The organism is Nioella aestuarii, assembly GCF_050896395.1.
Taxonomy (GTDB): Bacteria; Pseudomonadota; Alphaproteobacteria; order Rhodobacterales; family Rhodobacteraceae; genus Nioella; species Nioella aestuarii.
Genome location: NZ_JBPBBA010000033.1, coordinates 1 through 25,304 on the forward strand (window position 1 = coordinate 1; position 25,304 = coordinate 25,304).

Consider the following 25,304-nt stretch of genomic DNA (forward strand, 5'->3'; position numbering starts at 1 on the left):
CCTTGATTTCTTCTAGCGCTCCCCTTGCGTCGCCACAATTGACCATACACTGGGCCAGCAAGTGCCTGCTGGACAACACATGAGGGTGTCGGGTTCCCTGCATCTCAGTTCGTCGTCTCAGCAAGTCCCTGATTTCGGGCAGGGCCCCACCGGCGTCTCCGGCGTTCACCCGGCATTCGGCCATCAGTTCGAGCAGATACAAGGTTTCCGGATCATCTGGCCCGAAAACACTTGAAAAGGAGTCGGTTAGAGAGGCGAGCAGGGATCGTGCTTCGTCGTTTCTTTCTAGAAAGAACAGGGCTTCCGCACGGTGCCTTGCGAACAAGAGATGTTCTTTAGAACCCACTCCAAACGGGGGGCGTCGGGCAATTGTCTGTCCATGCTCTGCCAGAAACTGCATCAGCCGAAATTCCCCCTGACTAAGGGCAGTGAAATAGGCGGTGCTCAGAGCCTCTAAATCCATTGGCAGGCGTTCGTTGCGGGCCAGCCGTTTGGCGCGGTTGTCGTCGTCTTTCAGTTTGACGCGGGCACCTGATGTGGCAGCGGAGGCGGCGCTTTTCAGGTCTTCGATCAGCATCAGCAGTTGCCGGTCTTGCGGGTCGAGTGCCTGGGCCGCCCGCGCCCAGAGGAGCGCGGTTTCAAAGGCCGGTGCTCCGTCTTGCGGGGATTGGCGGATGGCCTCGTCCATGCGGGTGCGGAAGGCGAGCGACAGAGCGTCCTGCTGCTCAGCAACATAGCTTTCCGCCAGTGCCATGGCGCGTTCCTCGTTGTGGTCGCGCATTTCGGTGGCATGGGCGGTCAGGAATGCCTCCGGCAAACGGACCAGTGCGGCATCCCGCTCGGTCGTCAGCCGTTTGTTGGCGGCCTCTGCCGTTTCGGCGCGGCCCTGAAGCTGTTCGATCTTGTTCAGAGTCGATTCCGCCCGGCGGCGCATCCGGCGCACCGGAAAAATGAAGATCGCTGATAGCAGGCCGATGAAGCCAAGAACGCTCATTACCTGATTGATCAGCGACGCCGCGCGCAGTTCCGTCAGAAATGCGCTCAGAAGATCGAACAGCCATGTCATGCATCACCCCTTACCCGTGGTCCGGCAACTGTGGCAAAGGGGACGCCACCCGGCAATGCTGTTAGCTGCTCTCTTGCGCTGCCGTTTGGCTTGCCCATGTGTTAGGGTCAGGACAGTTTGGACGGGGATCAAGATGACCGGCGACGACGACGACAGATATCAGGGCCGCATTCACGGCGAGCAGTTCGAGGCCGAAGAGGATTCGATCGGGATGCGGCTGCTTTACATGATCCTCATCTGGATCATGATCCAGTTTGCGCAGACGGTTCTTGGGGTGGCCACGATCATCCAGTTCGTGATCCTTCTGATCAATAAGCAGCCCAATGAGCGGCTGGCCGATTTCGGCACCGATCTGGGGGTCTGGATCGCCAAGGCAGCGCGCTATCAAACTGCTGCCAGCAATGTGAAACCCTGGCCCTGGACCGAGCTGGACTAGGGCCGACGCGAATTGGCGGCGGCCAAAGGGGCCTGAAGATCAAAGATAAGCGCGTTTCGCGCAAATCCTTGCCTGCGCGGGGCTTTTCCATTTTTGGTCTGTCCCGACCCGGCCCGCCGCGCTACGCTTTTGCCAAAGCGACAAGGAGTGGCGGGCATGCGGTGGATCTTTCGGCTTCTCGGGCTGGTCGTGGTGCTGGTGGTGGTTGCCATCGGCACGTTGTTCCTGATCCCGACGGATCGCATCGGGGCTATTGTCGGCGACCAGTTCGAACGCGCCACGGGCCGGACGCTGGCCATTTCCGGCGATATCCGGCCCTCGCTTTACCCGACATTGGGTGTTCGCGCCGAAGGCATCGAGGTCGGCAATCCGGCCTGGGTTGAGGACGGCCCCATGCTACGCGCCGAGCGGTTGAATATCGGGGTCGATCTGTGGGCGCTTTTGTCGGGCAATGTCCGGGTACAGCGGTTTGAGGTGGTCCGCCCTGAAATCGTCCTGGTGACCCGCGCCGACGGTGCGGTCAGCTGGGATTTCTCGGATGGGGAAGGCGTGGCTGATGACGCTGACGAAACGGCCGGATCGGGGGGTGGATTGTCCGCGTTCAGTCTGGATGTGGCTGAAATTTCAGCTGGATCGCTGCTGTTTCGTAATGACGCGGCAGGAACCGAGGTGCAGGCCGACTCGCTGAACCTGACGCTTCGGTTGCCCTCTGCCGATGGCATGGCACGGCTGGAAGGCAGCGGCGCCATGAACGGCGCAACAGTGTCCGTGGAGGCGGTGATCGACGGTATTGGCCCGTTGCTGGAGGGGGATCTGCGCCCGGTGACGCTGGCGCTGAACTGGGAGGGTGGCGAAGCCGGGTTTGACGGGCGGCTTGGGCTGTCGCCCCTGGGTGTGGAAGGCACTGTCGCGCTGGATTCAACCGACCTTGGGCCGCTGATGGCACTGGCCGGGCAGACCGCGCCAGAGCTGCCCCGGGGGTTTGGCCGGGACCGGCTGGCGATGGAGGGCGATTTTACCCTGGCGTCGGAAGGCTCCGCGCATCTGCGCGAGGCGCGATTTACATTTGATGACAATGCGCTGACGGGCAGCGTGGATGTAATCCCTGGAGAGGACCGCCCGATGATCCGGGCCGTGCTGACCGGTGGAGCGCTGGATTTTTCGGGCCTGACCGAGGGCGCAGATAGCGGTGATGCAACCGCTTCGGCAACACAGGGGTGGTCGCGGGAACCGATCGACGTGAGCGGCCTGCACGCGGTGGATGCGGAGGTGGCGCTGGCCCTAGCCGGTTTGGACCTTGGTATTCTTCAGCTTGGCGCGTTTGACCTTCGCGCCACCCTGACTGCCGGGCGGCTGGTCTTCGACCTGCGCGAGGTATCTGCCTATGAAGGAGCGATCACCGGGCAATACGTGATCAACGGTCGCGGCGGTTTGTCGATGGGGGGCAATCTGAGTGTGGCGGGCGTGCGGCTTAACCCGCTGCTTTCAGATTTCGCGGGCTGGGACAGGCTGGAGGGGACAGGGAATGCGGAGCTGAGCTTTCTTCTGGTTGGCAACAACCTGAACGCTCTGATGAACTCGCTGGATGGGTCCGGGTCCATCAACTTCGGGCAAGGGGCAATCCTTGGCCTCGACATCGGCGGAATGATCCGCAACTTTGATACCTCTTATCGAGGGGAAGGTCAGCGAACCGTCTATAACAGCATCACCGCCAGCTTCACCATGGATGGAGGTGAGGTCAGTAATGAGGATCTGCTAATGTCGGCTCCCTTTGGGGAGCTGACGGGGGCGGGCACGGTCGGCTTGGGTCAGCAGGTGCTGGATTATACCGTGGTGCCACGGGTGCTTTATGGTGAGGGCGAAGACGGCGGGGTCCGTGTGCCGCTGCGCATATCCGGCCCTTGGGATGACCTGAGTTTCAGCCTCGACCTGGAGGCGTTGGCCCGACAGGAATTGGAGGAGGAAATCGACGCACTCGAGGAGCGCGCGACAGAGGCGGCGGCCGACGCTCTGGGTATTGAACTGGAGGAGGGACAATCGGTTGAGGAGGCAGCGCAGGACGCGCTGGAAGACCGATTGCGCGATGAAGCCGCACGGCAATTGGAACGCCTGCTCGGAGGGAATTGATCATGCGGTGGATGATGGTCGGGCTGCTTTTGTTCCTGACGGCTTGTGGCGGTGCTCGGGACGAGCCTGCAACACGGCGGGGAGAGCCGCCGCTATACCCAAATGAAACCCCGGAATTGCGGCGGCTGATCAATCAGTACGCGGATCATTATGATGTGCCGGCGGAGCTGATCCACCGGCTGATTGACCGGGAAAGCGACTATCGCCCGCATCTGCGTGCGGGTCCATACTATGGGCTTTTGCAGATGCTGCCGGAAACGGCCCGCACGATGGGCCATCGCGGCCCGGCCTCCGAACTACTGGATCCGGATCAGAATCTCCGGTGGGGCGTGAAATATCTGCGCGGGGCGTATCTGTTGTCTGGTGGCGATTTCGATGGTGCCATCATGCGCTATGCCCGTGGCTACTATTACGAGGCTCGGGACCGATGCATGTTGGTGGAAACCGGGTTGGCGGAACGCGAGATGCGGGGATGCAGATGAAAACGAAGAAGAATTTTCTGGAAAATTCTTCTATCGTTTTTAGGGAAGAGTTTTCTGGAAAACTCTTCCCTGCTTTGCGGATCTGAAAATTCTTCGGGAAGAATTTTCTTGCCGCGATCAGCGGCGGCGGTCCCGGCGCGAAGACATCGGCTGGAAGGCCACGCCCACATGCGCCTCGCAATAGGGTTTGCCCTGCTGCACCGGCAATCCGCAGAAATAGAAATCATCTGTGGCAGGATCACCGATCGGCCATTTGCAGGTGCGTTCCGTTAGCTCCATCAGGCTGATGCGCTTGGCGTGATTTTCCACTTCGCGCACCTTGGCCAGTGCCTCGGGGCTGATTTCATTGGCCGACGGCTGCGGCGGCAGGGGCTGTCCTGCGGGCACGATTGGCTTGCGCAGCGGCGTGACGTTGCTGGGGCGTGCGACGGGCTCGGGCGCTGGTTCCGCTTTTTCGGTCTTGGCGGGTTCCGGCTTTGGGGCTGGCTCGGCGGGTTTTGGCGCGGGCTTTGGCGCGGCCTCTTTCGCAGGAGCAGCTGGTTTGCTGCTGCCGGTAGTGCGGTTGGACAAGCCAAGGCGATGAACCTTGCCGATCACGGCATTCCGGGTCACGCCGCCCAGTTCCTTGGCGATTTGAGAGGCCGATTGACCCTCGCTCCACATCTTCTTGAGAAGTTCGACCCGCTCGTCGGTCCAGGACATCTGTGTCCCTCCTGATCCTTAGCCCCAAGTGCAGCGTTTAGTTATATGTGTCCCCGGACCGGAAGGGAAGGCCCGGCGCGTGTTATTCTTGCGTGATTGGCTGTGGTTTGGCGCGTCGCGCCTCGCGCCAGGCCAGCAGGGCAGCGCCCCCGATGATGATGCCCGCCCCAGTGATGCTGACGGAGTCCGGCTGCACGCCGAAGATGAGCAAATCGTAAACCGCCGCGACCACAAGTGTGAGATAGGAGAAGGGCGTGATGAAGCTTGCGTCCGCCCGTGCCACGGCATTGACGAAACAAGCCTGTGCACAGGCCATGGTGCCGCCTACACCGACGAGTGCCGCCCATTGCGCAGGCGTGGGCATCTGCCAAACGAACAGAACAGCGACGCTGGCCACGATAAGGCCAAGCGCATTGTTAATGAAGAGAATCGAGAGAGGGCGTTCTCGGCCCGAGAGTTTCTTGATGAAAATGAGTTCAAGCCCGAGCGTCATCGCCGCCCCTAGTGCCAGAAGGGCAGCGGGCTGAAAGCTGTCGGGGGTCGGACGCAACAGCACCAGCGCCCCCACAAGGGCAATCGCTGCGGCGGACCAGCGGATGCGACCCACGCGTTCCCCCAGAAGCGGGATTGCCAGCATCATGCCGAAGACCGGGTTGAGAAAGCTGATCGCGGTGGCATCGGCCATGGGAATGAAGGCCACGGCGGCAAACATCAGTGACACGCCAGCCCAGCCACAAAGCGTCCGCCCGACATGGATGGGCAGGTTTGCAAGGGACAGAGTCGGGCGCATGAGCGCCACGGTGCCGCCGATCAGGATAAACGCAAAAAGGAACCGCCCGTGGCTGATCTGAAGCGGGTGCAGCGGCGGGCCTAGCGTGTCTGTTCCAAGAAGCTTCGCCATCAACATTGACCCCGCAATGAAGAGCGTGGCGGTCAGCATGAAAGCGACGGCAAGAGGCGGATTGTGGGCGGGCGTCATGACGCAGTCGGTGCGCCCGCTCGAGACAAATGTCAATCGCGATTGATGCGGTAATCCTCGTGACAGCCGCTGCAGGATGCCCCCACGCGACGCAGTGCATGAACCAGCGTGGATTGATCTTCAATCGTGCCGGACAGTTCAGCCGTCAACAGCTCGAGCTCCTGCGCCAGGCTGCTGAAATTTGTGAAGTTATCCCAAATGCCAGCCCGCGCTTCGGATTGCGGATCGGTTTCCGGGGCCTCGAAGAGATCTATGACCTGATTGGCCTGCCCTGAAATCATGCCAAGCGCGGCGTTTGCGGCTTCTGCATCGAACGCGGCCTGACCCCGTGCCATATTTCCGATCACTTCCATCTGCCGGGCCATTGCGGTCATGTTGTCCATCCGGGCTTGCACGGCGGGATTCTGAACGTTCTGGTGGGCAAGGGCAGCCGTTGCCAAGGCGATCAGGCCGAGGGTTGCGCTGAGACGGGTCAGTTTCTGCATCGAGGTGTGTCCTTTCTATTGGGCGGTCCGGCTTACTTGGATTCGGATTGCACCGGTTCTGAGGGCTGCGCAGCGGGGGTTTCGGGCGCAGGGCCGCCTATCATAAACTGAGTGAGCAGCGGCACAAGTTCTTCATGCAGGGGCGCATTCGGGTCCGCATAGGTGGCAAGGCTTGCCTGAGTGAAGGCCTCATTGCTTGGCGCCTGACTGCGGGGAATGGCGCGTTTGAGGACATGGGTCATGCCGCTTAGAACATGGGCCTCGGCATCCGGGCGCGCGGCGACAAGCGGGGCTGCCTCGGAAGGTGGGGCCTGCACATCGCCATCGCCATGCAGGATGATCACAGGGGATGTCGTCTCGGCCAGAAGGTCTCCCGGATTAGCGGCGATCAGGTCACGCATGTAGCGTGCTGTTTGCGGTGCAAAAAGCGCGTGAAGGCCCGGGTGCAAGCCAGAGAGGTCGGGGGTGCCACCGGCTGCGAATTCCTCTAGCGCGATATCGAACGCTTCTGCCGAAGGCGCGATAAGGGGCTGAGAGGCAACCTGCTCGCGGAAGAGATCACCGACATTGCGCCCCGGCGCGGCGATAAGTGCGATGCCGCAGACATCATCCCGTTCGGCCAGCATTGTGGCGATGATTGCCCCCTCTGAATGGCCCAGTAGCCAGACACAGTCCCGTTCGGTCTGGCGGCGAAGCTCTGCAATCCAGGCGGTGGCATCCTCGGCGTATTCCGAAAGAGTCACGTCGTTGGGGTCGCCCTGGCTCGCACCAATTCCCCGTTTGTCAAAGCGCAGAGTTGTTATCCCTTCAGCAGCCAGATCCTCCGCCAGCAACCTGTAGCTTGCCGCGAATAGGCCCAGAGGATTGTTGCCATTGCGGTCGGTCGGGCCAGAGCCGGGCAGGATCAGCGCAGCGGTATGGGATTGGGACTGTGGGATTGCAATGGTTCCGGCCAGCTGCCCCGCGGGTCCTTGAACAGTCACATCGACCGGGGTTGCAACGGCTTGGGAAGCCAGAAAAAAAAGAAACAGAGTAACTATGAAATGCTTCATGGACATAACGCCTGACTGATGAAATTCACGTCAGCATCGTTTCTGAGTTCTGGCATTGCAACCCGAAATGGGGTGACCGGGAGGATGGTTCCGCTCCCTCCCGGTCAAGAGGGTCAGACGCCGAGACACCAGCGCATGATCGCCTTCTGGGCGTGCAGGCGGTTTTCGGCCTCGTCGAAAATCACCGAATGCGGGCCGTCCATGACGGCACTGGTGGCCTCGTCATCGCGATGCGCGGGAAGGCAGTGCATGAACAGGCTGTCAGGCTTGGCATGGGCCATCAGCGCCTCGTTCACCTGATAGCCGCGCAGCTGGTTGTGCCGCCGTTCGCGCGCCGATTGCGGATCGTGCATCGACACCCAGGTATCGGTGACGACCAGATCAGCACCTTCGACGGCCTTTTGCGGGTTGCGCTCAATCTCTACCTTGGCGCCGCGTGCGCGGGCCTCGTCGATGAACACCTGCTCAGGGTCCAGCGGCGGTGGGCCAGAAAAGGTGAGGTCAAAACCGAACTGCCCCGCCGCATGGGCGAAGCTGGCGAAGACGTTGTTGCCATCGCCGCACCAGGTGACCTTCTTGCCTTTGATCGGTCCGCGATGTTCCTCGAAGGTCATAATGTCGGTCATGATCTGGCAGGGATGACTGCGGTTGGTGAGCCCGTTGATGACGGGCACGGTCGCATATTCCGCCATTTCCAGCAGCGTCGCCTCTTCGAAGGTGCGGATCATGATCAGATCCACATAGCGGCTGAGCACGCGGGCGGTATCGGCGATGGTTTCGCCATGGCCAAGCTGCATGTCGCTGCCCGACAGGACCATGGTCTGACCGCCCATTTGGCGAACGCCCACGTCGAAGGACACGCGGGTTCGGGTCGAGGGCTTCTCGAAGATGAGGGCGACCATGTGGCCCGCCAATGGCTGTTCGTCATCGGGCGTACCCTTGGGGCGGCCATAGCGCGCGTCTTTCATCTCGCGGGCGTGGTCGATCATGTGCCGAAGGTCGGTGGGATCGGTGGTGTTGATGTCCAGAAAGTGTTTCATGTCAGTGCCTTGTTTTGGGCCACCACGTGGAGGCCCCGAGAATTGGGAAGGGGTGAAAACCTGTCCCTATCCTCGTCGGTGGCCGAAATAGGCGGGCTCAAAAAAATGACGTTTGGGCATTGCAATAGCCTTCCAGCGCGGTGGCGGCCGCATCCAGCCGGGTCATCGCTTCGCTGATTTCATCTTCCGTCAGGAGCAGCGAAGGCAGCAGGCGCACGACGTTGTCACCGCCGGGAACGGTTAGCACAAGCTGGTCATATCCGGCCTTCACCACGTCCATATTTGGCACCTTGCACATAAGGCCGAGGATGAAGCCCTCGCCCCGGACACCTGCGAAGATGTCGGGGTGGGCGGCGACAAGGCCCTCCAGCCTTTGGCGCAGAAGAGCGGCGCGGCGGTTCACGTCGTCAAGAAAGCCGTCCTTGGTGATCTCATCCACGACGGCGCAGCCAACGGCACAGCCAAGCGGATTGCCTCCATAGGTGGAGCCATGGGTGCCCGGGGTCATGCCGCAGGCCGCCTCTTCGGTGGCCAGCAGCGCACCGAGCGGGAAGCCCCCACCAATGCCTTTGGCGACCATCATGATGTCGGGCGTGATCCCCGCCCATTCATGGGCAAAGAGCTTGCCGGTGCGGCCCATGCCGCACTGGATCTCGTCGAGGATCAGCAAAAGCCCATGTTCGTCGCAGAGATCACGCAAACCCTTGAGGCAGGCATCGGGCAGCGGGCGAATGCCGCCCTCGCCCTGTACCGGCTCGACCATGATCGCGCCCACCTCGGGGCGCGCGGCTGCTTCACGCAGCGCGTCGTGGTCGCCGAATGGAAGGGTGACGAAGCCGGGCAGCAAGGGGCCGAACCCCTTGGTCAGCTTCTCCGACCCGGCGGCCGAGATCATGGCGATGGAGCGGCCATGGAACGACCCTTCGAAGGTCAGGATGGTTGTGCGTTCAGGCTGGCCCTTCTCGTACCAGTATTTGCGCGCCATCTTGACGGCCAGCTCTCCCGCCTCGGTGCCGGAATTGCAGAAGAACATGGTGTCGGCAAAGGTGTGCTCTACCAGCCGTTCCGCCAAGGCTTCCTGCTGGGGCACATTGTAGAGGTTCGAGGTGTGCCAAAGCGCGTTCGCCTGATCCGTCAGCGCCTTGACCAGCGTCGGATGCGCATGGCCAAGCGCGGTCACCGCGATGCCGCCGCCGAGATCCAGAAAACGTCGGCCATCCGCTTCCACGAGCCAGGCCCCTTCGCCCTTGACGAAGGAGAGAGGTGCACGGGAATAGCTGGGAAGAACCGGCGTGATCATGGCGATCTCCTTGGGGGTGAGTTGAAGAAACGGCCATGCCCCAAAGCCCCGGGGAAGTCAACGAAATCAGGGGGAGCCGGAAGAGTTTTCGGGAAAACTCTTCCTTTCGCGGCACAGAAAAATCTTCGGGAAGATTTTTCGGGTTGGAAAAGTGCTGAGGGAAAAATCTTCTCGAAGATTTTTCCCTGCGGATCAGGACAGTGACATGATTATGCAGGTCGTGGAGCCGGTCGCGTATAGCTTGCCGTCCTCAACGCCGAAAATTGTGCCCTCGGCCACACCCGTGGACCGGCCCGAATGGGACACGATGCCCTCGGCGATGATCTCGGTGCCGAGCGGAATGGGCCGGGTGATGTTCACCTTGTATTCAAGCGTCGTATAAACCGAGCCTTTTGGCACCTTGGTCATCACAGCACAGGCCATGCAGCTGTCGAGCAGCGTCCCGTACCAGCCGCCATGCACCGTGCCCATCGGGTTGCAGTGATCAAAAAGCGGCGTGCCGCGAAAGACCACCTTTCCCTCTTCCACCCTGTCCACACGATAGTTGAGCGTTTTCGCAATTGGCGGGTTCGGGAGGTGTCCGTCACGCATAGCCTCCATAAAGGCCAGACCGGACATGGACAGAAGCGTGTTGCGGTCCGCAAGTTCGGCAGGGGAGGCGGCGAAGATCGGGTTGGGCATGATCAGTCCGGTCTATTTGAAGTCCGGGACAGGATGCCCGTCTGGCTTGCGCCGCCGCAATCCTGCTCTGACTGCGGCGGCGCGAGGTGACGTAACGTTTTCAGGTGGTCCAGCGGAAGACCGTGGGGCGTTACGCGACCTCTGCCAGGGTGACACGCGGTGTGACGCCTAGGGCGGCGCAGACATCGCGGGTCAGGTCGGGGCTGTTAAGCGTGTAGAAATGCAGGTCTTCCACGCCCTCTTCCAGCAATTCCGTGCAAAGCTCGGCGCAAAGCGCGGTGGACAGAAGCTGTTCGCGTCCATCGCGGATGGCGGCGGCATAGGCGTCGTCCAGCCAGGAAGGGACCACGGTGCCGCAGCGGCTGGCGAAGCTACGCACGCGGGTCCAGTTGTTCACCGGCAGGATGCCAGGGGTGAGCCGCGCCGTGATCCCTGCATCGGCGCAGGCATCGCGGAAGCGCAAGAAGCTGTCGGCTTCGAAAAAGAACTGGGTGATGGCCGTAGTCGCCCCGGCATCCATCTTGCGCTTGAGATAGTCTACGCAGGCTCTGAGATCTGCGGCTTCGGGATGTGCTTCTGGATACGCACCGACTGCAATGTCGAAATTCCCGGTTTTTGCAAGTGCCGCGACCAGATCGACGGACGAGGCAAAGCCATCGGGGTGGGGCTGAAACCGATCTGCGCCTTTCGGCGGATCGCCACGCAGCGCAACAATGCGGGACACACCGGCCTTGGCGTAGCTGTCTGCAATCGCCAGCGTATCTTCGCGGGTGGCGTCGACGCAGGTCAGATGGGCAGCAACGGGTACGCCGTAGTTGCCGTGGATCGTCTTGACCGCGTCGTGGGTCAGGTCACGGGTTGTGCCGCCGGCGCCATAGGTCACGGACACGAATTGGGGGGCCAGCGGTGCAAGAGTGCCGAGCGTCTCCCACAGGCGAAAGGATGCCTCCAGCGATTGCGGGGGAAAGAACTCGAAGGAAACATTGGGGGTCGGCAGGGTCATTTTGGGCTACATCCTCGATGCTGTTGCACAAGGATGTGACATGGATAGAATGCTGAGACAAACTCATAACATTCATCATGAACATGAGCCCGACTAATGCACATTGAATTTCGCCATCTGCGCACCATCAAGGCCATCCATGACGAAGGGGGGCTGGCAAAGGCAGCCGACCGGCTGCACATCACCCAAAGCGCGCTGTCCCATCAGATCAAGGGGCTCGAAGACCAGGCGGGGATGGAGCTGTTCGTGCGCCGGTCGAAGCCGATGAAGTTGAGCCCCGCCGGTTTGCGGATGTTGCGTCTGGCCGAGCAGGTCTTGCCGCAAGTTGCTGCGATGGAAGAAGAATTCCGTGCCATGCAGCAGGGTAAGACGGGGAGATTGCACATCGCGATTGAGTGTCATGCCTGTTTCGAATGGCTCCTGCCAGTGTTGGAGCGGTTCCGGGTGGCATGGCCGGATGTTGACGTGGATATCCGCCCGGGCCTGCAATTCGATGCCCTGCCTGCGTTGATGCGCGAGGAGGTGGACCTCGTGATCTCGTCCGATCCGGAGGATCTGCCGGGCGTCGATTTCACGCCACTTTTTGACTACGAGCCGGTCTTTGTCGCCTCGTCTGAACATCCGCTGGCTGCCAAGCCCTTTATCGTGCCAGAAGATTTCGAGGATGAGCTGCTGATCACCTACCCGATGGAACGCACCCGCCTGGATGTGTTCAGCCAGTTCTTGAAACCTGCGGGGGTGGAGCCCCGGGCGGTGCGGCAGGTAGAGTTGTCGGCGGTGATTTTGCTGCTGGTCGCGTCCAATCGCGGGGTGACGGTGCTGCCCGACTGGGTGGTGCGTGAACAAAGAAACAATTCCAGTTACGTCACGCGCCCGCTGACTGAAACCGGCATGACGCGGCGCATGTATGGCGCAACCCGCTCAGATGAAACGACAAAACCTTTTATGGCGCATGTCCTGAAACTTGCCCGAACGGAACCTGTGAAACTGCAAAGGCGTGGCTGACACCGGTCAAATGAGGCGGGGATGTGTCAGCTTTTCGGCAAGTTTCGGGATATTGTTCACACCCCGCCAACAATCGCCGTTTTCTTAGCGGGAAATTGCCCGGGCCTTCCCTGAAATCCGTCCCATTCGAGCTTTAGCACAATCTCAGAAAAAGAATTTGAGAGCAGTGCAATGCAGGTCGAACACCGAGTATCGCTTGGGGCGCTTTCCCCTTTTGTCATTCCTGTGGTCCGTCCTTTGAGCGGCAATGCCCTCTGCGCGCAGTGCGGGGGCCTGACATATGCCTGACGCACTTGAACTGAACGTCACCACGACGACCGACGCCACAACGCTTGCCGACAGTATTTTCGGGGATGGCATTCAGGTTGTCTCTGCAACGCTAAGTGGCGCAACCGGGCAGGCGGGAACATACACGGGTGGAGAAACGACGTCCGGCGGTGTTGTGCCAAGCGATTCCGGTGTGATCCTCTCGACGGGGAACGTCACCGACTTCACGACCTCGGGCACCGGCACGAACACCAACACAAGCGCCGGCACCTCTACCAATCACGGTGGCGCAGGCGATGCAGATCTCGACGCGCTATCGACCGTGTCGACGCGCGACGCAGTGGTGTTCGAAGCGTCGTTCATCCCCGATGACGACTATATCACGATGCAGTTCGTGTTCTCGTCCGAGGAATATCTTGAATACGTGAATCTGGGCGTCAACGACACGCTCGGGGTCTGGGTGAACGGCAGTTTTGTACCGCTGACAAGCTCTGGTGACACGGTGTCCATCGACACGGTGAACGACACGTCGAATTCCAACCTCTACGTGGACAATCCCGCCAGTCTCGACGCCTACAACACCGAAATGGACGGCTTCACGCTGACGCTGTCGTTCAAGGCGCCTGTCAATCCGGGCGAAGTCAATACGATCAAGATCGGCCTCGCCGATGGCGGCGACAACGCCTACGACACCAATGTTCTGATCGCGGCTGACAGCATCCAGACCGTGGCGTTGGCCTTCGAGGATCACGTCACGCTGGAGGCCAATACCACCGCCGTGATCGACGTGCTGGAAAATGATCGCGACTCTTCGGGCAACGGGCTGACCGTCACGGAAATCAACGGGCAGGCCGTGGTTCCGGGGGATTCCGTCACACTCAACACCGGTGAGATCGTGACGCTGAATGACGATTACACGCTGTCGGTCCAGACCGATGGTGACCTTGGTGAAACGGTCTTCACCTACACGGTCGAAAACAGCGATGGCACCACTGACGTGGGCTACGTGAACATCGAAACCGTGGCCGACGCGCCGCTTGACGGGATAGTCGAGGGATCGGGCGGGGCCGACGTGATCGACGGCAGCTTCACCGGCGACCCCGAGGGCGACATGGTCGATGCCAATGATGCCATCGGCGTGGGTGGCACCACCGGCGACGATGACTACATCCAGGCCTTTGGCGGCGACGACACCGTGCAATCGGGCGCGGGCGACGACATCGTCGAGGCGGGCAGCGGCGACGACGTGGTCGCAGGCGGAGAGGGCAGCGACACGCTTCTGGGCGGAAGCGGCAATGACACGATCAGCGGCGGGCACGACCCTTCGCTGACAGCCACTCCGCAACCGCTCACCATCAGCAACAGCAGCTTCGAGCAGACCAGCCATTCGAACGGCTCCTATTCTCAGGGCATTCCCGGCTGGTCCGTCTCGGTCACCGGGTCGGGGCAGGCCGGGGATTACAACCCAACCTCGTCCGAGGTGGACAATGGCACCATCGACGGCACCGATGTCGCCTATCTTTATCAAAGCGGCGGGTCGAGCACGGTCGCAATCTCGCAGACCCTGTCGCAGACCTACACTGCGGGCGACACCTATTCCTTCTCGGTCGATGTGGGCGATGGCAACTACAGCTACAGCGGCGACGTTCCCTATCAGATCAACATCTACGCCGGTACGACCCTGATCGGCACCACCAGCGGCAGCACCGGCAACATCAACGCGCTGACCAATGTTTCCGTCGACTCAACAGTCGAAAACCCGGCGCTGAATGGGCAGGCGATCACCATCGAGATCGTCCAGCCGGCCAGTTCTTCAGGCGGCGAATTGCTGGTCGATAACGTGGTCGGCACCGTCACCCCGGGCGCCCCGGCCGAGGACCTGTCGGGCGATTCCATCGACGGCGGCACCGGCGACGACGTGATCTACGGCAATGGCGGGGATGACACCATTGCCCTGTCCAACGGGTTCGGCGCAGACACGATCACTGGCGGCGAAACCGGCGAAACCAATGGCGACACGCTGGACATGTCGGCGGTCACGGCGGGCGTGCAGCTGGACCTGACAGCGAATGACCCCGAGGCAGGCAGCGTTTCTGAGAACGGCTCGGCAGGGGGGGCAACCCAGTTCTCCGAGATCGAGAATATCGTACTTAGCGCCGGGCGCGACACGGTTGTTCTGGCCGATGGTGGCGGACAGGATGCACTATCCGGCTTCAATATCTCTGACTCTGGCGATGGCACGGCGGTCGATCAGCTCGACGTGTCGCGTCTGACCTCGGACGGTGGCACCACGCCTGTGACCACGACCGATGTCACGGTCAGCAGCGACCCCTATGGAAACGCGGTTCTGACCTTCCCCGGCGCTGAAAGCATCACGCTGGAAGGCGTCAATCCGCTGAACCTCTCCACGGTTGATGACCTCGTGGCCATCGGTATCCCCGACGGGCGGGACTACATCGTTGAGGGGACCTCCGGCGCGGACACGATCGACGCGGGCTATGCAGGTGACCCAGAAGGCGACATGGTCGACAACTCCGACCATTCCGACGGGTCCAACGATGATTCCATCGAGGCGGGCGCGGGCGATGACTCGGTTCTTGCAGGGGCCGGATCCGATACGGTTTCCGGCGATGCCGGATCCGATACGATCGAAGGTGGCGCGGGCGATGACGTGCTCGATGGCGGTGCGGATTCCGATGCGATCTACGGCCAGGATGGCGCGGACTCGATCGTGGGTGGCGCGGGTGCCGACACGCTGGATGGCGGCATTGGCAATGACACGATTCTCATGGGCACCGGCGACGATGTCGTGTCCGGTGGCGGTGGCAATGACCTGATCGACGATATCAGCGGGTCCAACCACACCGGTGCCAACATCATTGATGGCGGGGCAGGCGACGACACCATCTGGGCAGGCGGCGGCGACGATTCCGTCGATGGTGGCGCAGATGCGGACCGGATCATGGGCGAGGATGGCGACGACACAATCGCGCTGTCCGACGGGTTCGGCAATGACACGATCTTTGGCGGCGAAACCACCGAAGCCGATGGCGACACGCTGGATCTGAGCGCCACGACCACGGGTGTCACCGTTGACCTGACCTCGTCCGATCCCGAGGCGGGAACGGTCAGCGACGGGACCGACACGGCGACATTCACGGAGATCGAGAACATCATTCTGGGTGGTGGGCGCGATACGGTTGTTCTGTCCGATGGCTCTGGCGCGGATAGCGTTCAGTCCTTCGACCTGACCGATAGCGGCGATGGCACCTCCAACGATCAGCTGGATGTCAGTGGTCTGACCTCTGACGGCGGCTCCACTCCGGTGACGACGACCGACGTAACTGTTGGCGATGACGGCAACGGCAATGCGGTTCTGTCTTTCCCCGGCGGTGAAAGCATCACGCTTGTGGGCGTCGCGCCGAACCAGTTGAATTCGGTGGACGCCCTTGTGTCCATCGGTATCCCCGACGGGCGGGACTTCATCGTCGAGGGAACCTCCGGCGGGGACACGATCGACGCGGGCTATATGGGCGACCCCGAAGGGGACCTGGTCGATGCGGGCGACGCAGCGGACGGATCGAACGATGACGTGATCGAGGCCGGGGCCGGCGACGATTCCGTTCTTGCGTGGGCGGGCGATGACTCGGTTCTGGCCGATACCGGCAATGACACGGTCGCGGGCGGCACTGGGGCCGACACCATTCGCGGCGGAACAGGCGAGGATTCAATCGACGGCGGCGATGGCGCGGACGATCTCTATGGCGATGAAGACAATGACACGATCCTTGGCGGCGCGGGCGATGACACGATTGACGGGGGTCTTGGCGCAGACCGCATAGAAGGCGGTGACGACAACGACTCGATCAGCGGCAATGATGGCGACGACACCATTCTTGGTGGCGCGGGCGATGACTGGCTGCGCGGCAGTGTCGGCAATGACGAAATGTGGGGCGGCACCGGTGACGACTATATCTGGTCCGGCTTCAATGACGATACGATCCGCATCGAGAACGATTTTGGCAATGACACGATCGAAGCGGAAGGCATAAACGAGGTCACTGGCGACGTTCTGGACCTCAGCCTTGTCACCGACGACCTGACGATTGACCTGACCGGTTCCAACCCCGAGACGGGCACGTTCAGCGACGGCATCTCTACCGCCCAGTTCAACGAGATCGAGAATATCATTCTTGGCGGCGGGCGCGATACGATCCAGCTGGCCGATTTCAGCGGTGCTGATGCAGTCCAAGCCTTTGACATGACCGATAGCGGTGATGGCACGACCAACGACCAGTTGGATGTGTCGGGCCTGACCTCTGACTGGGGCACGACACCGGTCCATGCGGGCGATGTTACCGTCAGTGATGACGGCAACGGAAATGCGCTGCTGAGCTTCCCCGGCGGCGAAAGCATCACGCTTGTGGGTGTTGCCCCTAGCCAGCTGGCCACCCAGGCCGACCTTGTGTCCATCGGCATTCCGCCTGCCCCTGATTTCATTGTCGAGGGCACATCCGGCGCGGACACGATCGACGCTGGCTACATCGGCGACCCCGAAGGCGACAGGGTCGATGCCAACGACCATTCCGACGGATCGAACAATGACAGTATCGAGGCGGGTGGTGGCGATGACAGCGTCGTCGCAGGCGACGGGAACGACACGGTTTGGGGTGGCAATGACGCTGGTGCGGATACCATCCTTGGCGGGGCTGGCAATGATCTGATCAACGGTCAGGGCGGCAATGACAGCATCGACGGTGGTGCGGATGACGACAGCATCGCAGCGGGCGCGGGCGATGACTTCGTCACCGGGGGCAGCGGCAATGATACGATCAACGGCGGCACCGGCACCGACACGCTGGATGGTGGCACCGGCGACGACCTGATCAGCGGCGCGGGCGGCGGTGACAGCATTCTGGGTGGCGATGATGCCGACACCGTCATGGTATTCGACGGCTATGGCGCCGATACCATTGCAGGTGGCGAAGGTGGCGTCGATGCTGACGTTCTGGATGCCTCCTGGATTGGTGCGGATCTGGAGCTGGACCTCTCGGCCAACGGTGCGGCGGATAATGAAAGCGGTCGCCTGACCTCCACCACTGCGGGCGACGTGGTTGACTTTACCGAGATCGAGAGCGTGGTGCTTGGGTCTGGCAGTGACAGCGTCACGGGATCTTCCGGCAATGACAGCGTCGCCACCGGCGCGGGCGCTGACACCGTTGCAGGCGGGCAGGGCGACGACATCTTCGCGCTTGGTGCAAACGATGGTGCACAGGATGTCGTGGTTCTCTCGGATGGCGACGGATCTGACATCGTTCAGCAGTTTGAAGCACCGATCGACAATGGCAATGGCACCTATACCGGGCAGGATCAGCTGGATGTCAGCGGCCTGACCTCGGATGGCGGCACCACACCGGTCACAACCAATGACGTGACGGTCAGCGACGATGGCTTCGGCAACGCAGTGCTTAGCTTCCCAGGCGGCGAAAGCATCACCCTTGTGGGCGTCGCCCCCAGCCAGGTAGACGGGGTCAGCGAACTGGTTGCGATCGGCATCCCTGACGGGCGCGATTTCATTGTCGAAGGAACCTCCGGGTCGGACACGATCGACGCGGGTTATACCGGCGATCCCGAAGGCGACATGATCGACGCGCTGGACCATTCCGATGGCAGCAACGATGATAGCGTGCTGGCTGACGCGGGCGATGACTCGGTCGTGGCCGGGCTTGGCGATGACACGGTGTTCGGTCAGGACGGCGCCGACACGATCCTTGGTGGCGCTGGCAATGACAGCCTCGATGGCGACGATGCTTTCGTAACCGGCGGGGCCGACAGCATCGACGGTGGTATCGGCAATGATACCCTTATCGGCGACAGCTTTGACGACACACTGATTGGCGGCGAAGGGGACGATTCCATCTTCGCGGGCGCCGATGATGACCTGGTTTATGCGGGCACCGGGAACGATCAGGTCTTTGGCGAAGGCGGTGATGATACGGTGATCGTTGAGGACGGCTTCGGCAGTGACTTCCTGTCTGGTGGCGAAACCGATGAGACCGATGGCGACACGCTCGACCTGAGCAACCTCACCGTTGATACAGTCATCGACCTGACCAACGTGAACCCGGAGAAGGTGACCATCACCGATGGCACCGACACTCTGGCTGCGGAAGAGTTCGAGAACCTGATCCTTGGCGGTGGTGAAGACACGCTGACGCTTGGTGATGGTGGTGGCAGCGATGTCGTTTCCGGCTTCGACATGGGTGATCGGGGCGATGGCCACACCTTCGACCAGCTTGACGTGACGGGGCTGACCACGGATGGCTCTACCCCCGTGACGGGCTGGGACGTTGTGGTGACCGACACCAATGGCGATGGCAGCGGTGATGCAATCCTGACCTTCCCCGGTGGGGAGAGCATCACGCTGGAAGGCGTTGCACCCTCCCAGGTCGACACGATCCCCGAGCTTTTTGCCATTGGTATTCCCTGCTTCACCCCCGGCGCGATGATTATCACCGCCGACGGTGAACGCCCGGTCGAGGACATTCGCCCCGGTGATAAAGTACTGACCGCCGATAACGGTTTTCAGCCGGTTCGGTGGGTGGGTAGCCGCACGCTGACGGGTGAAGAGCTTGAGGCTCAGCCTGAGCTGAAGCCCGTGGTGATCCGCAAAGGCGCCTTCGGCAATGACCGCAGGATGCTGGTCTCTCCGCAGCACGGGTTTGTCATGAAGACAGATACCGGCGAGCGACTGATCCGGGCCAAGCACGCAGCGGAGCTTTATGGCGGGCAGATCGCGCGGATAGACCGGAATTGCGAAGAAGTGACCTATGTCCACATCATGTTCGACCAGCACGAGATCGTGTTTGCAGAAGGGGCGCGGACCGAGGCGTTCTATCCCGGCCCGCAGGCGCTGAAATCCATTGAGCCCGATGCAATGGCTGAACTGCTGACGCTGTTCCCGGAACTGGCCCATGTGGCCTTTGGGGAAGACGGCTGTGCCGACCGTTATGGTCCTCCCGCCCGCGACTATCTGCTTGGGCGTGATATCCGGGCCATGGCGAAAAGCGGCCATGCGCGGGCGTCCTGAACCGTCTGGTCTGATCTGATTGCACCACGCTCCGGCCGGTTCGGGGTGCGGCAGCCTTGTGGTGCCAGAAAAACTGTACTTCCCAACTTTCCTTTGGCGCGGACTAGGGGTATACGCCGCTTTCGTCTAGCCGAGGAACACGCCATGCAGGGCAGCGCAAATCTCAACATCATGATCAAGGCTGCCCGCAAGGCAGGCCGCAGCTTGGTTAAGGATTTCCGAGAGGTCGAGAACCTTCAGGTCAGCTCCAAGGGACCGGGCGACTTCGTGTCCAAGGCCGATATGGCGGCGGAAAACATTCTGCGCGAGGAACTGCTGACGGCCCGCCCCAACTATGGTTGGCTTGGCGAGGAAACCGGCGTCACCGAGGGCACCGATCCGACCCGTCGCTGGATCGTGGACCCGCTGGATGGAACCACCAACTTCTTGCACGGGATGCCGCATTGGGCGGTATCCATCGCGCTGGAACACAAGGGTGAGATCGTCGCGGGCGTTGTCTTTGACGCGGCCAAGGACGAGATGTTTTATGCCGAAAAAGGTGCCGGCGCCTGGCTGAACGACTCACAGCGCCTGCGGGTGTCCGGTCGTAACCGGATGATCGAATGCGTGTTTGCAACGGGCGTCCCTTTCGGTGGCGGCAAATACCTTCCCGCGACGCTGCAGGACCTGGCGCGATTGATGCCCGCTTGTGCCGGCGTGCGCCGGTGGGGGGCGGCAGCGCTCGATCTCGCTTATGTGGCGGCGGGGCGCTATGACGGCTACTGGGAACGCGGCCTGAATGCGTGGGACATCGCTGCCGGGCTGCTGATCGCGAAAGAGGCGGGCGCCATTGTTCAGCCGATTCGTGAGGGACAGAACCTGGTGGAGGACGGACATGTCCTGGCTGCCGCGGAGCCGATTTTCGATCAGTTCGCCAAGGTCATCCGCGACCGGTCCGAAGACTGACCCGAAGCGTCGGACACCCGGTCAAACTTTTGACATAGGCGTAAGGCATTCTCACGCTTGGATGATTCCGAGGGGATGCAATGACCTGCCTTCAACGGTTCTGGACTGATGAAAGCGGCTCGGCCACGGCCGAGTGGGTGGTTATGACAGCCGCCTCTGTCGCTATGGGTATGGCGGTCATGTCTTATGTCAGCGAAGGCGTGGAAAGCCTGTCAAACGAAGTCAGCTCGGCGCTTAGCGGGTTCGAGATCATGACGAGCTTTGACCAATGGGACGAATTCCGGGCCCAACAGGCAGCAGCTGCGCAAACCAGCGAAGCCCCGAGCGAGTGATCCGATCGCTATTCGGCGCATAGCCGATGCCCTTGGATGGGGCATTGCATGGCTGAACAAGCCGCGGATTCTGATTAAGTTTGCCGTGCCCGACCGGAAGCCACCTCCGCCATTCCGCTTCTTCTTAAAAGCTGCACAAACAGCGCGCTAAAGCCATTCTGTCTGGCGCGGCTTCTGTCCGGGTTCAGATCGAAGTATCGCGGCATGGTTTCAGGGGCAGGGCGTGCGACCAGCAACAAGACCCGTCCCGCGCGCGCAAGGTAAGTGATCTGCGCAAGATCAAGCATGAAGGCGTGGCACGACCGGGAACGGAATGATCTGTGCCTTCGCACCATCGCGAGGGGCGGTTGTCTGACGAGGGCGTGGGGCAAACAGGATGACAGCGGCTAGATGAGGGGGAAGGGACATTGCGTCGGCTTTCTTTTGCAAAAGGGTTTCAGGTGAAGTCGGGGCTTTGAAATGGTGCTGGAATTTGGGGCAGGGCAGAACCGCACAGTCCGATTGGAAAATGACGGATGGCCCTGCCACTCTCACGGTCGCAGCAGGACCATCCGTCTGAAAATGTTTTGGTAATGAAAACCTGGGTGTCAGGCCCGGCGCAGGGAGGAGGGAGGGGAGGAAGGTCGCCGGACCTGACGAACGAGTTAGCCCCGATCTGCGATGGCCCCGAGGGGGAAGGGCGCTTTCGGCAGGGTCACCGGCTTGGCCCGGCGGGAACGATCTTCGCGGGCAAGAAGGGCGGCGGCGGTGCGGGGCGAGAAGGACATGGGCTTGAGTTCCGTTGCTGTGTTTCTGTAAGTGTAGTTGTGACACATATTAAAAGGGCGCGCAAGTAAAAAGTGTCGATCAGACACTAAAATTTATGGAAAGGCCATTTTCTCCCTTTCCGGCCCCCGTCCCGCCACAGAAACAGACCTGCCAGCCAAGGTGACTGACAGGCCCGAACACGATGTGACTGGCAGATTAGTTGCGCAGGATGTCCAAGAGGGGCTCGTGGAACCGGTTCAGAATGGCGGATTGAAGCGTGGCGGCAGAAAGCAGAGTCATCGTACGAACGGGTCAGATTGCTGGGTTTGAGGGCGATTGCTGTTTGTCTGTGCTGAACACAAACAAACATGGCTCCAAGTCAATCCAAGCGGTCCCTGGCAGGGCCATGGCCAGGTAAACAGGCCTTACCGTTCTTTCAGAACCTGCTGCGCGATTCCGGCAAAGGCAAGGTAAAGCGAGGTGGCCATAAGCCCCCACAGCGCCCAGCTTTCGGGGTGAAAGTCGACCCACGCCGCCCACCCGGCAAACCCGATCCAGCCAATCGCGACGGGCAGTGACAGGGGGCGCCAGCGTTCTGTGCGCACCGGATGTATGAACTTCAGGTTCAGGAACATGCTGACGGCGAACAATGCCACCAGTGCGAGAATCACGTAGAAGTTCGGGCTCAGCGCAAACAGCACCAACACAACCATGTTCCAGCACCCCGGAAAGCCGGAAAAAGAGTTGTCCTTGGTCTTCATCCGCGTGTCCGCGAAATAGACAACGCTGGCAAAGGTGATGACAATGATCGCCAGCCAGCCGGTCCAACCGGGCAGAAGGCCCGACTTGAACAACGCGTAAGCAGGGATGAAGACATAAGTCAGGTAGTCGATGATCAGGTCCATCAAGACCCCATCGAATTCCGGTGCGTTTGTCTTGACCTGATAGCGGCGTGCCAAAGGCCCGTCGATGCCATCTACGATCAAGGCAACCACCAGCCACAGAAACATCAGTGACCATTTCTCCTCGACCGCAGCCAACATCGCCAGCATGGCAAAGACAGCGCCAGTGGCGGTGAACAGGTGAACCGAGAGGGCTTTCATACGCAATGTCATGCGCCTGACATGAACCATCGCGCGCGCTGAGGCAACCGCCCGAAGCTCAGGAATTGGGTGCGGGGAAGCCGGTCCACGGGTTTTTTCGGAATTGGGAGGAAATGTGATAAGGTGAGCAGGGATATGAGACGGAGGTTTGGCGATGACGGTGGCTCAACGTTTGGGTGCGTTTTTGGGTTCCATTCTGCTGGCAACTGCCACAATTGCCTATGGGCAAGAGGCTACGCTGATTGTTCACAACAACACTGGTGCGACGCTGACCATTGTCACCCAGAACAGCCATAGCTCCGGGACGGAAAGCCAACCGATAGTCGTTCCGCCTGAATCCACAGGTCAGGGGCGTGTTCCGATGGGACAAAGCGTCATACTGGCAGAGGCGATCTACATGAACGGCTCGCCTGATGCCGCGTGGAACTACAACTTCCACACCTCTGGCAGTCACGAACTGGAGATCTTTGCATCAAATTTCGGATTTTCCGTCATGTTCGATCCACCGGGCTCCGGGGCTGGCGCAGCGCAAGCAACGGAATTGGAGCCACGCACCCCGACACCCAGTGAACTGGCGGCCATTCGGGCGTTAGGATTGCTGGAAGAACCCACCCGTGGAAACGATTGCAGGGATGGAACGGTGGACCCAAGCTACTATCTTGTGCAGTTCGTAAACAATTGCCCCGCTGGCTATATCACGCGTGGGCGGCATCCCCCGGGCAGTTCCGAAGCAAGATGGTGCGCCTATTGTGGGGCAGGATATGAGTCGCGGCTTGATCGGGCCGGATGCTGTGTGCCGAGCACTGAGTGACGCAGTCTATGCCTTGGGATGCGCGTTGCGATAGACCTCCATCAATCGCGCTGTATCCACCGCCGTATAGGCTTGCGTGGTCGACAGAGAGGCATGACCCAGAAGCTCCTGTATCGCGCGCAGGTCGCCGCCGGCGTCCAGCAGATGCGTGGCGAAGCTGTGGCGCATGGCGTGGGGGGTGGCCGTGGCAGGCAGGCCGAGCTGCATCCGGGCGGCCTCCACCACCTTGGCGACCTGCCGGGGGCCAAGCGCACCGCCGCGCACCGCGCGGAACAGCGGCTCACTTTCTGTCAGGTCATGGGGGCACAACGCGGCATAGCGCTCTACGGCACGTCGCGCGGCAGGCAGAACAGGTAATTCGCGGTCCTTGTTGCCCTTGCCCCTGACACGCAGCACATCGCCAAGCGGCAGGATAGCGGCGGTCAGTCCAAGCGCTTCGGATATCCGCAACCCGCAGCCATAAAGCAAAGTCACCACAGCCACATCCCGCGCCGCGATCCAGTCGCGGGCGTCCTGTGCGCCGACCCTGTCCAACAGTTCCTGCGCGGCAGGTTCCGACAGGGGCCGGGGCAGCTTGCGCTGATACTTCGGTGCACGAGTGGACAAGACCGCCGTCGCGTCAAAGCCCTCGCGGTCCGCCCACCAGCGATAAAAGCTTCTCACAGCTGACAGTTTGCGTGCCAGGGACCGTGCGCCAAGGCCCGATCCCCGTTCAGCCGCCATCCAGGCCCGCATATCCCTGGGACCAAGCGCGCGTAGGGGCGCAAGCCCCAGTTGGGCGCCATGGTGACCGGTCTGAAACCCCAGAAAGTCCCGCAGGTCCGCCCCATAGGCAGTGACGGTGGCAGGCGAGCCGCCCCGCAAGCTGCCCACATCCGCAAGCCACGCTTCCATCAGGTCGCGTGCGGCGGGGCTGAGGGCGAGGCTCATCCGACCTACCCCAGGAACCGTTTCATGCTGCGTTCAAAAACGCCGGTGAAGAAGGTCAGCAGGTCCGTGCCCTGACTGGGACGGAACTGGTGCGGGTCTTCTGAGCCCATGACCAGCAGCGCCGGCAGGCGGCCCAGGCCGAGATCGAGCCGCAGCAACGCCTCTGACGCAATCCAGTCGGCAGCTTCGCCATAGATGCAGGCTGCCCCCGTTCCAACCTGCCTGAGCGTTACCGCCCGTTGCGGCATGTTGCGCCCGGCGGTCAGGTAGTCGTCGACGAAACCCGGCGCGACCACGGTCAGTACATCTTCCAGCTTTTGCACCTTGGGGGCGCTGGTTTCGGTGGCTTCCGGGCTTTCCAGAACCAGACGAATGCGGTCCACCCGAAGGATCGCGGCCACATCAGTGCCGAGCACCTTGAGGAAATCCTCGAACTCTGCCTGATCCAGAAGCTTCAGGATCGCCCGGTGAATCTGGTTGGTTCCAGCCAGGTTTTCGTATGCCGCCGCAATGACCGATCTATGCGTGTCTTCCAGCCGGTCCAGCCGATTTTCCAGCCGTTCCATGGCGATGCCGCGCATGTCCACGATATTACCACCCATCTGGCGGTCATTCGCGGTGATCAGCGCCCGCATCACATCGCGGTCGTCGAGAATAAGATCCGGGTCCTGCAATACCCGCTCGCGCCAGTCTTCCAACGCGTCTGCCCTTTCGCCCATAA

At 61.2% G+C, this 25,304-nt stretch carries 21 protein-coding genes; 8 read left to right on the forward strand and 13 right to left on the reverse strand.

The window, feature by feature from the left end; genetic code table 11:
• Positions 1-1,066 (reverse strand): hypothetical protein (locus ACROHD_RS16125; RefSeq protein ID WP_432679312.1); only part of this gene is annotated, 1,066 nt, incomplete at its 3' end.
• Positions 1,067-1,199: 133 nt separating this feature from the next.
• Here ACROHD_RS16125 and ACROHD_RS16130 point away from each other — a divergent pair.
• From ACROHD_RS16130 to ACROHD_RS16140, 3 genes are all read left to right on the forward strand, one after another.
• On the forward strand, positions 1,200-1,502 hold the full coding sequence (locus ACROHD_RS16130; protein WP_432679314.1) for a DUF4389 domain-containing protein: 303 nt from the start codon (positions 1,200-1,202) through the stop codon (positions 1,500-1,502).
• 156 nt (positions 1,503-1,658) lie between these two features.
• Complete coding sequence (locus tag ACROHD_RS16135) at positions 1,659-3,629, forward strand: AsmA family protein (RefSeq protein WP_432679316.1); 1,971 nt, start codon at positions 1,659-1,661, stop codon at positions 3,627-3,629.
• A 2-nt stretch (positions 3,630-3,631) separates the two neighbouring features.
• On the forward strand, positions 3,632-4,111 hold the full coding sequence (locus ACROHD_RS16140; protein ID WP_432679318.1) for a transglycosylase SLT domain-containing protein: 480 nt from the start codon (positions 3,632-3,634) through the stop codon (positions 4,109-4,111).
• Between the two features lie 117 nt (positions 4,112-4,228).
• Here ACROHD_RS16140 and ACROHD_RS16145 read toward each other — a convergent pair whose 3' ends face one another.
• The 8 genes from ACROHD_RS16145 to metF all read right to left on the reverse strand — a co-directional run bounded on the left by ACROHD_RS16145 (position 4,229) and on the right by metF (position 11,353).
• Positions 4,229-4,813, reverse strand: coding sequence for a GcrA family cell cycle regulator (locus ACROHD_RS16145; RefSeq protein ID WP_432679320.1), 585 nt, complete (start codon positions 4,811-4,813; stop codon positions 4,229-4,231).
• A gap of 82 nt (positions 4,814-4,895) precedes the next feature.
• Positions 4,896-5,792 carry a DMT family transporter gene (locus ACROHD_RS16150; RefSeq protein ID WP_432679322.1) on the reverse strand — a complete coding sequence of 299 codons (897 nt, stop codon included), beginning with the start codon at positions 5,790-5,792 and terminating at the stop codon, positions 4,896-4,898.
• Positions 5,793-5,824: 32 nt separating this feature from the next.
• Positions 5,825-6,277, reverse strand: a complete 453-nt coding sequence (locus tag ACROHD_RS16155; RefSeq protein ID WP_432679324.1) for a c-type cytochrome — start codon at positions 6,275-6,277, stop codon at positions 5,825-5,827.
• Between the two features lie 32 nt (positions 6,278-6,309).
• Positions 6,310-7,260 (reverse strand): alpha/beta hydrolase, encoded by a 951-nt coding sequence (locus ACROHD_RS16160; protein WP_432679326.1) that lies wholly within the window; start codon positions 7,258-7,260, stop codon positions 6,310-6,312.
• A gap of 182 nt (positions 7,261-7,442) precedes the next feature.
• Entirely contained in the window at positions 7,443-8,369 is a 927-nt protein-coding gene (argF, locus tag ACROHD_RS16165; protein WP_432679328.1) for an ornithine carbamoyltransferase, read from the reverse strand.
• Between the two features lie 97 nt (positions 8,370-8,466).
• Entirely contained in the window at positions 8,467-9,669 is a 1,203-nt protein-coding gene (locus ACROHD_RS16170) for an aspartate aminotransferase family protein (protein WP_432679330.1), read from the reverse strand.
• Positions 9,670-9,861: 192 nt separating this feature from the next.
• Positions 9,862-10,350, reverse strand: coding sequence for a PaaI family thioesterase (locus ACROHD_RS16175; RefSeq protein ID WP_432679332.1), 489 nt, complete (start codon positions 10,348-10,350; stop codon positions 9,862-9,864).
• 130 nt (positions 10,351-10,480) lie between these two features.
• The gene (gene metF, locus ACROHD_RS16180; protein ID WP_432679334.1) at positions 10,481-11,353 is read right to left on the reverse strand and encodes a methylenetetrahydrofolate reductase [NAD(P)H]; all 873 of its coding nucleotides are present in this window, start codon (positions 11,351-11,353) and stop codon (positions 10,481-10,483) included.
• Between the two features lie 96 nt (positions 11,354-11,449).
• On the opposite strand from metF, the gene ACROHD_RS16185 reads away from it, so the two are divergent.
• From ACROHD_RS16185 to ACROHD_RS16200, 4 genes are all read left to right on the forward strand, one after another.
• The gene (locus tag ACROHD_RS16185; RefSeq protein ID WP_432679336.1) at positions 11,450-12,358 is read left to right on the forward strand and encodes a LysR family transcriptional regulator; all 909 of its coding nucleotides are present in this window, start codon (positions 11,450-11,452) and stop codon (positions 12,356-12,358) included.
• Between the two features lie 280 nt (positions 12,359-12,638).
• Entirely contained in the window at positions 12,639-19,715 is a 7,077-nt protein-coding gene (locus tag ACROHD_RS16190; RefSeq protein WP_432679338.1) for a choice-of-anchor L domain-containing protein, read from the forward strand.
• A gap of 144 nt (positions 19,716-19,859) precedes the next feature.
• Positions 19,860-20,660, forward strand: a complete 801-nt coding sequence (locus ACROHD_RS16195) for an inositol monophosphatase family protein (RefSeq protein ID WP_432679340.1) — start codon at positions 19,860-19,862, stop codon at positions 20,658-20,660.
• Positions 20,661-20,740: 80 nt separating this feature from the next.
• On the forward strand, positions 20,741-20,992 hold the full coding sequence (locus ACROHD_RS16200; protein WP_432679342.1) for a Flp family type IVb pilin: 252 nt from the start codon (positions 20,741-20,743) through the stop codon (positions 20,990-20,992).
• Positions 20,993-21,636: 644 nt separating this feature from the next.
• Here ACROHD_RS16200 and ACROHD_RS16205 read toward each other — a convergent pair.
• Together ACROHD_RS16205 and ACROHD_RS16210 are read right to left on the reverse strand one after the other, a co-directional pair.
• Positions 21,637-21,759, reverse strand: coding sequence for a hypothetical protein (locus ACROHD_RS16205; protein WP_432679344.1), 123 nt, complete (start codon positions 21,757-21,759; stop codon positions 21,637-21,639).
• 405 nt (positions 21,760-22,164) lie between these two features.
• Complete coding sequence (locus tag ACROHD_RS16210) at positions 22,165-22,854, reverse strand: CDP-alcohol phosphatidyltransferase family protein (protein WP_432679346.1); 690 nt, start codon at positions 22,852-22,854, stop codon at positions 22,165-22,167.
• A gap of 142 nt (positions 22,855-22,996) precedes the next feature.
• Here ACROHD_RS16210 and ACROHD_RS16215 point away from each other — a divergent pair, with 142 nt between their 5' ends.
• On the forward strand, positions 22,997-23,653 hold the full coding sequence (locus ACROHD_RS16215) for a hypothetical protein (RefSeq protein ID WP_432679348.1): 657 nt from the start codon (positions 22,997-22,999) through the stop codon (positions 23,651-23,653).
• Positions 23,654-23,659: 6 nt separating this feature from the next.
• On the opposite strand, the gene ACROHD_RS16220 is transcribed toward ACROHD_RS16215, so the two are convergent.
• Together ACROHD_RS16220 and ACROHD_RS16225 are read right to left on the reverse strand one after the other, a co-directional pair.
• A complete protein-coding gene (locus ACROHD_RS16220) occupies positions 23,660-24,583 on the reverse strand; it encodes a tyrosine recombinase XerC (protein WP_432679350.1) in 924 nt (307 codons plus the stop codon).
• 5 nt (positions 24,584-24,588) lie between these two features.
• Complete coding sequence (locus ACROHD_RS16225; RefSeq protein WP_432679352.1) at positions 24,589-25,302, reverse strand: DUF484 family protein; 714 nt, start codon at positions 25,300-25,302, stop codon at positions 24,589-24,591.
• Positions 25,303-25,304 lie beyond the last annotated feature (2 nt).

Excerpts from the sequence above, each read along its gene's own strand:
- ACROHD_RS16130 (WP_432679314.1), top strand. The coding sequence starts at position 1,200 with ATGACCGGCGACGACGACGACAGATATCAGGGCCGCATTCACGGCGAG.
- ACROHD_RS16135 (WP_432679316.1), top strand. The coding sequence starts at position 1,659 with ATGCGGTGGATCTTTCGGCTTCTCGGGCTGGTCGTGGTGCTGGTGGTG.
- ACROHD_RS16140 (WP_432679318.1), top strand. The coding sequence starts at position 3,632 with ATGCGGTGGATGATGGTCGGGCTGCTTTTGTTCCTGACGGCTTGTGGC.
- ACROHD_RS16145 (WP_432679320.1), bottom strand. The coding sequence starts at position 4,813 with ATGTCCTGGACCGACGAGCGGGTCGAACTTCTCAAGAAGATGTGGAGC.
- ACROHD_RS16150 (WP_432679322.1), bottom strand. The coding sequence starts at position 5,792 with ATGACGCCCGCCCACAATCCGCCTCTTGCCGTCGCTTTCATGCTGACC.
- ACROHD_RS16155 (WP_432679324.1), bottom strand. The coding sequence starts at position 6,277 with ATGCAGAAACTGACCCGTCTCAGCGCAACCCTCGGCCTGATCGCCTTG.
- argF (WP_432679328.1), bottom strand. The coding sequence starts at position 8,369 with ATGAAACACTTTCTGGACATCAACACCACCGATCCCACCGACCTTCGG.
- ACROHD_RS16170 (WP_432679330.1), bottom strand. The coding sequence starts at position 9,669 with ATGATCACGCCGGTTCTTCCCAGCTATTCCCGTGCACCTCTCTCCTTC.
- ACROHD_RS16175 (WP_432679332.1), bottom strand. The coding sequence starts at position 10,350 with ATGCCCAACCCGATCTTCGCCGCCTCCCCTGCCGAACTTGCGGACCGC.
- metF (WP_432679334.1), bottom strand. The coding sequence starts at position 11,353 with ATGACCCTGCCGACCCCCAATGTTTCCTTCGAGTTCTTTCCCCCGCAA.
- ACROHD_RS16185 (WP_432679336.1), top strand. The coding sequence starts at position 11,450 with ATGCACATTGAATTTCGCCATCTGCGCACCATCAAGGCCATCCATGAC.
- ACROHD_RS16190 (WP_432679338.1), top strand. The coding sequence starts at position 12,639 with ATGCCTGACGCACTTGAACTGAACGTCACCACGACGACCGACGCCACA.
- ACROHD_RS16195 (WP_432679340.1), top strand. The coding sequence starts at position 19,860 with ATGCAGGGCAGCGCAAATCTCAACATCATGATCAAGGCTGCCCGCAAG.
- ACROHD_RS16200 (WP_432679342.1), top strand. The coding sequence starts at position 20,741 with ATGACCTGCCTTCAACGGTTCTGGACTGATGAAAGCGGCTCGGCCACG.
- ACROHD_RS16205 (WP_432679344.1), bottom strand. The coding sequence starts at position 21,759 with ATGTCCTTCTCGCCCCGCACCGCCGCCGCCCTTCTTGCCCGCGAAGAT.
- ACROHD_RS16210 (WP_432679346.1), bottom strand. The coding sequence starts at position 22,854 with ATGACATTGCGTATGAAAGCCCTCTCGGTTCACCTGTTCACCGCCACT.
- ACROHD_RS16215 (WP_432679348.1), top strand. The coding sequence starts at position 22,997 with ATGACGGTGGCTCAACGTTTGGGTGCGTTTTTGGGTTCCATTCTGCTG.
- ACROHD_RS16220 (WP_432679350.1), bottom strand. The coding sequence starts at position 24,583 with ATGAGCCTCGCCCTCAGCCCCGCCGCACGCGACCTGATGGAAGCGTGG.
- ACROHD_RS16225 (WP_432679352.1), bottom strand. The coding sequence starts at position 25,302 with ATGGGCGAAAGGGCAGACGCGTTGGAAGACTGGCGCGAGCGGGTATTG.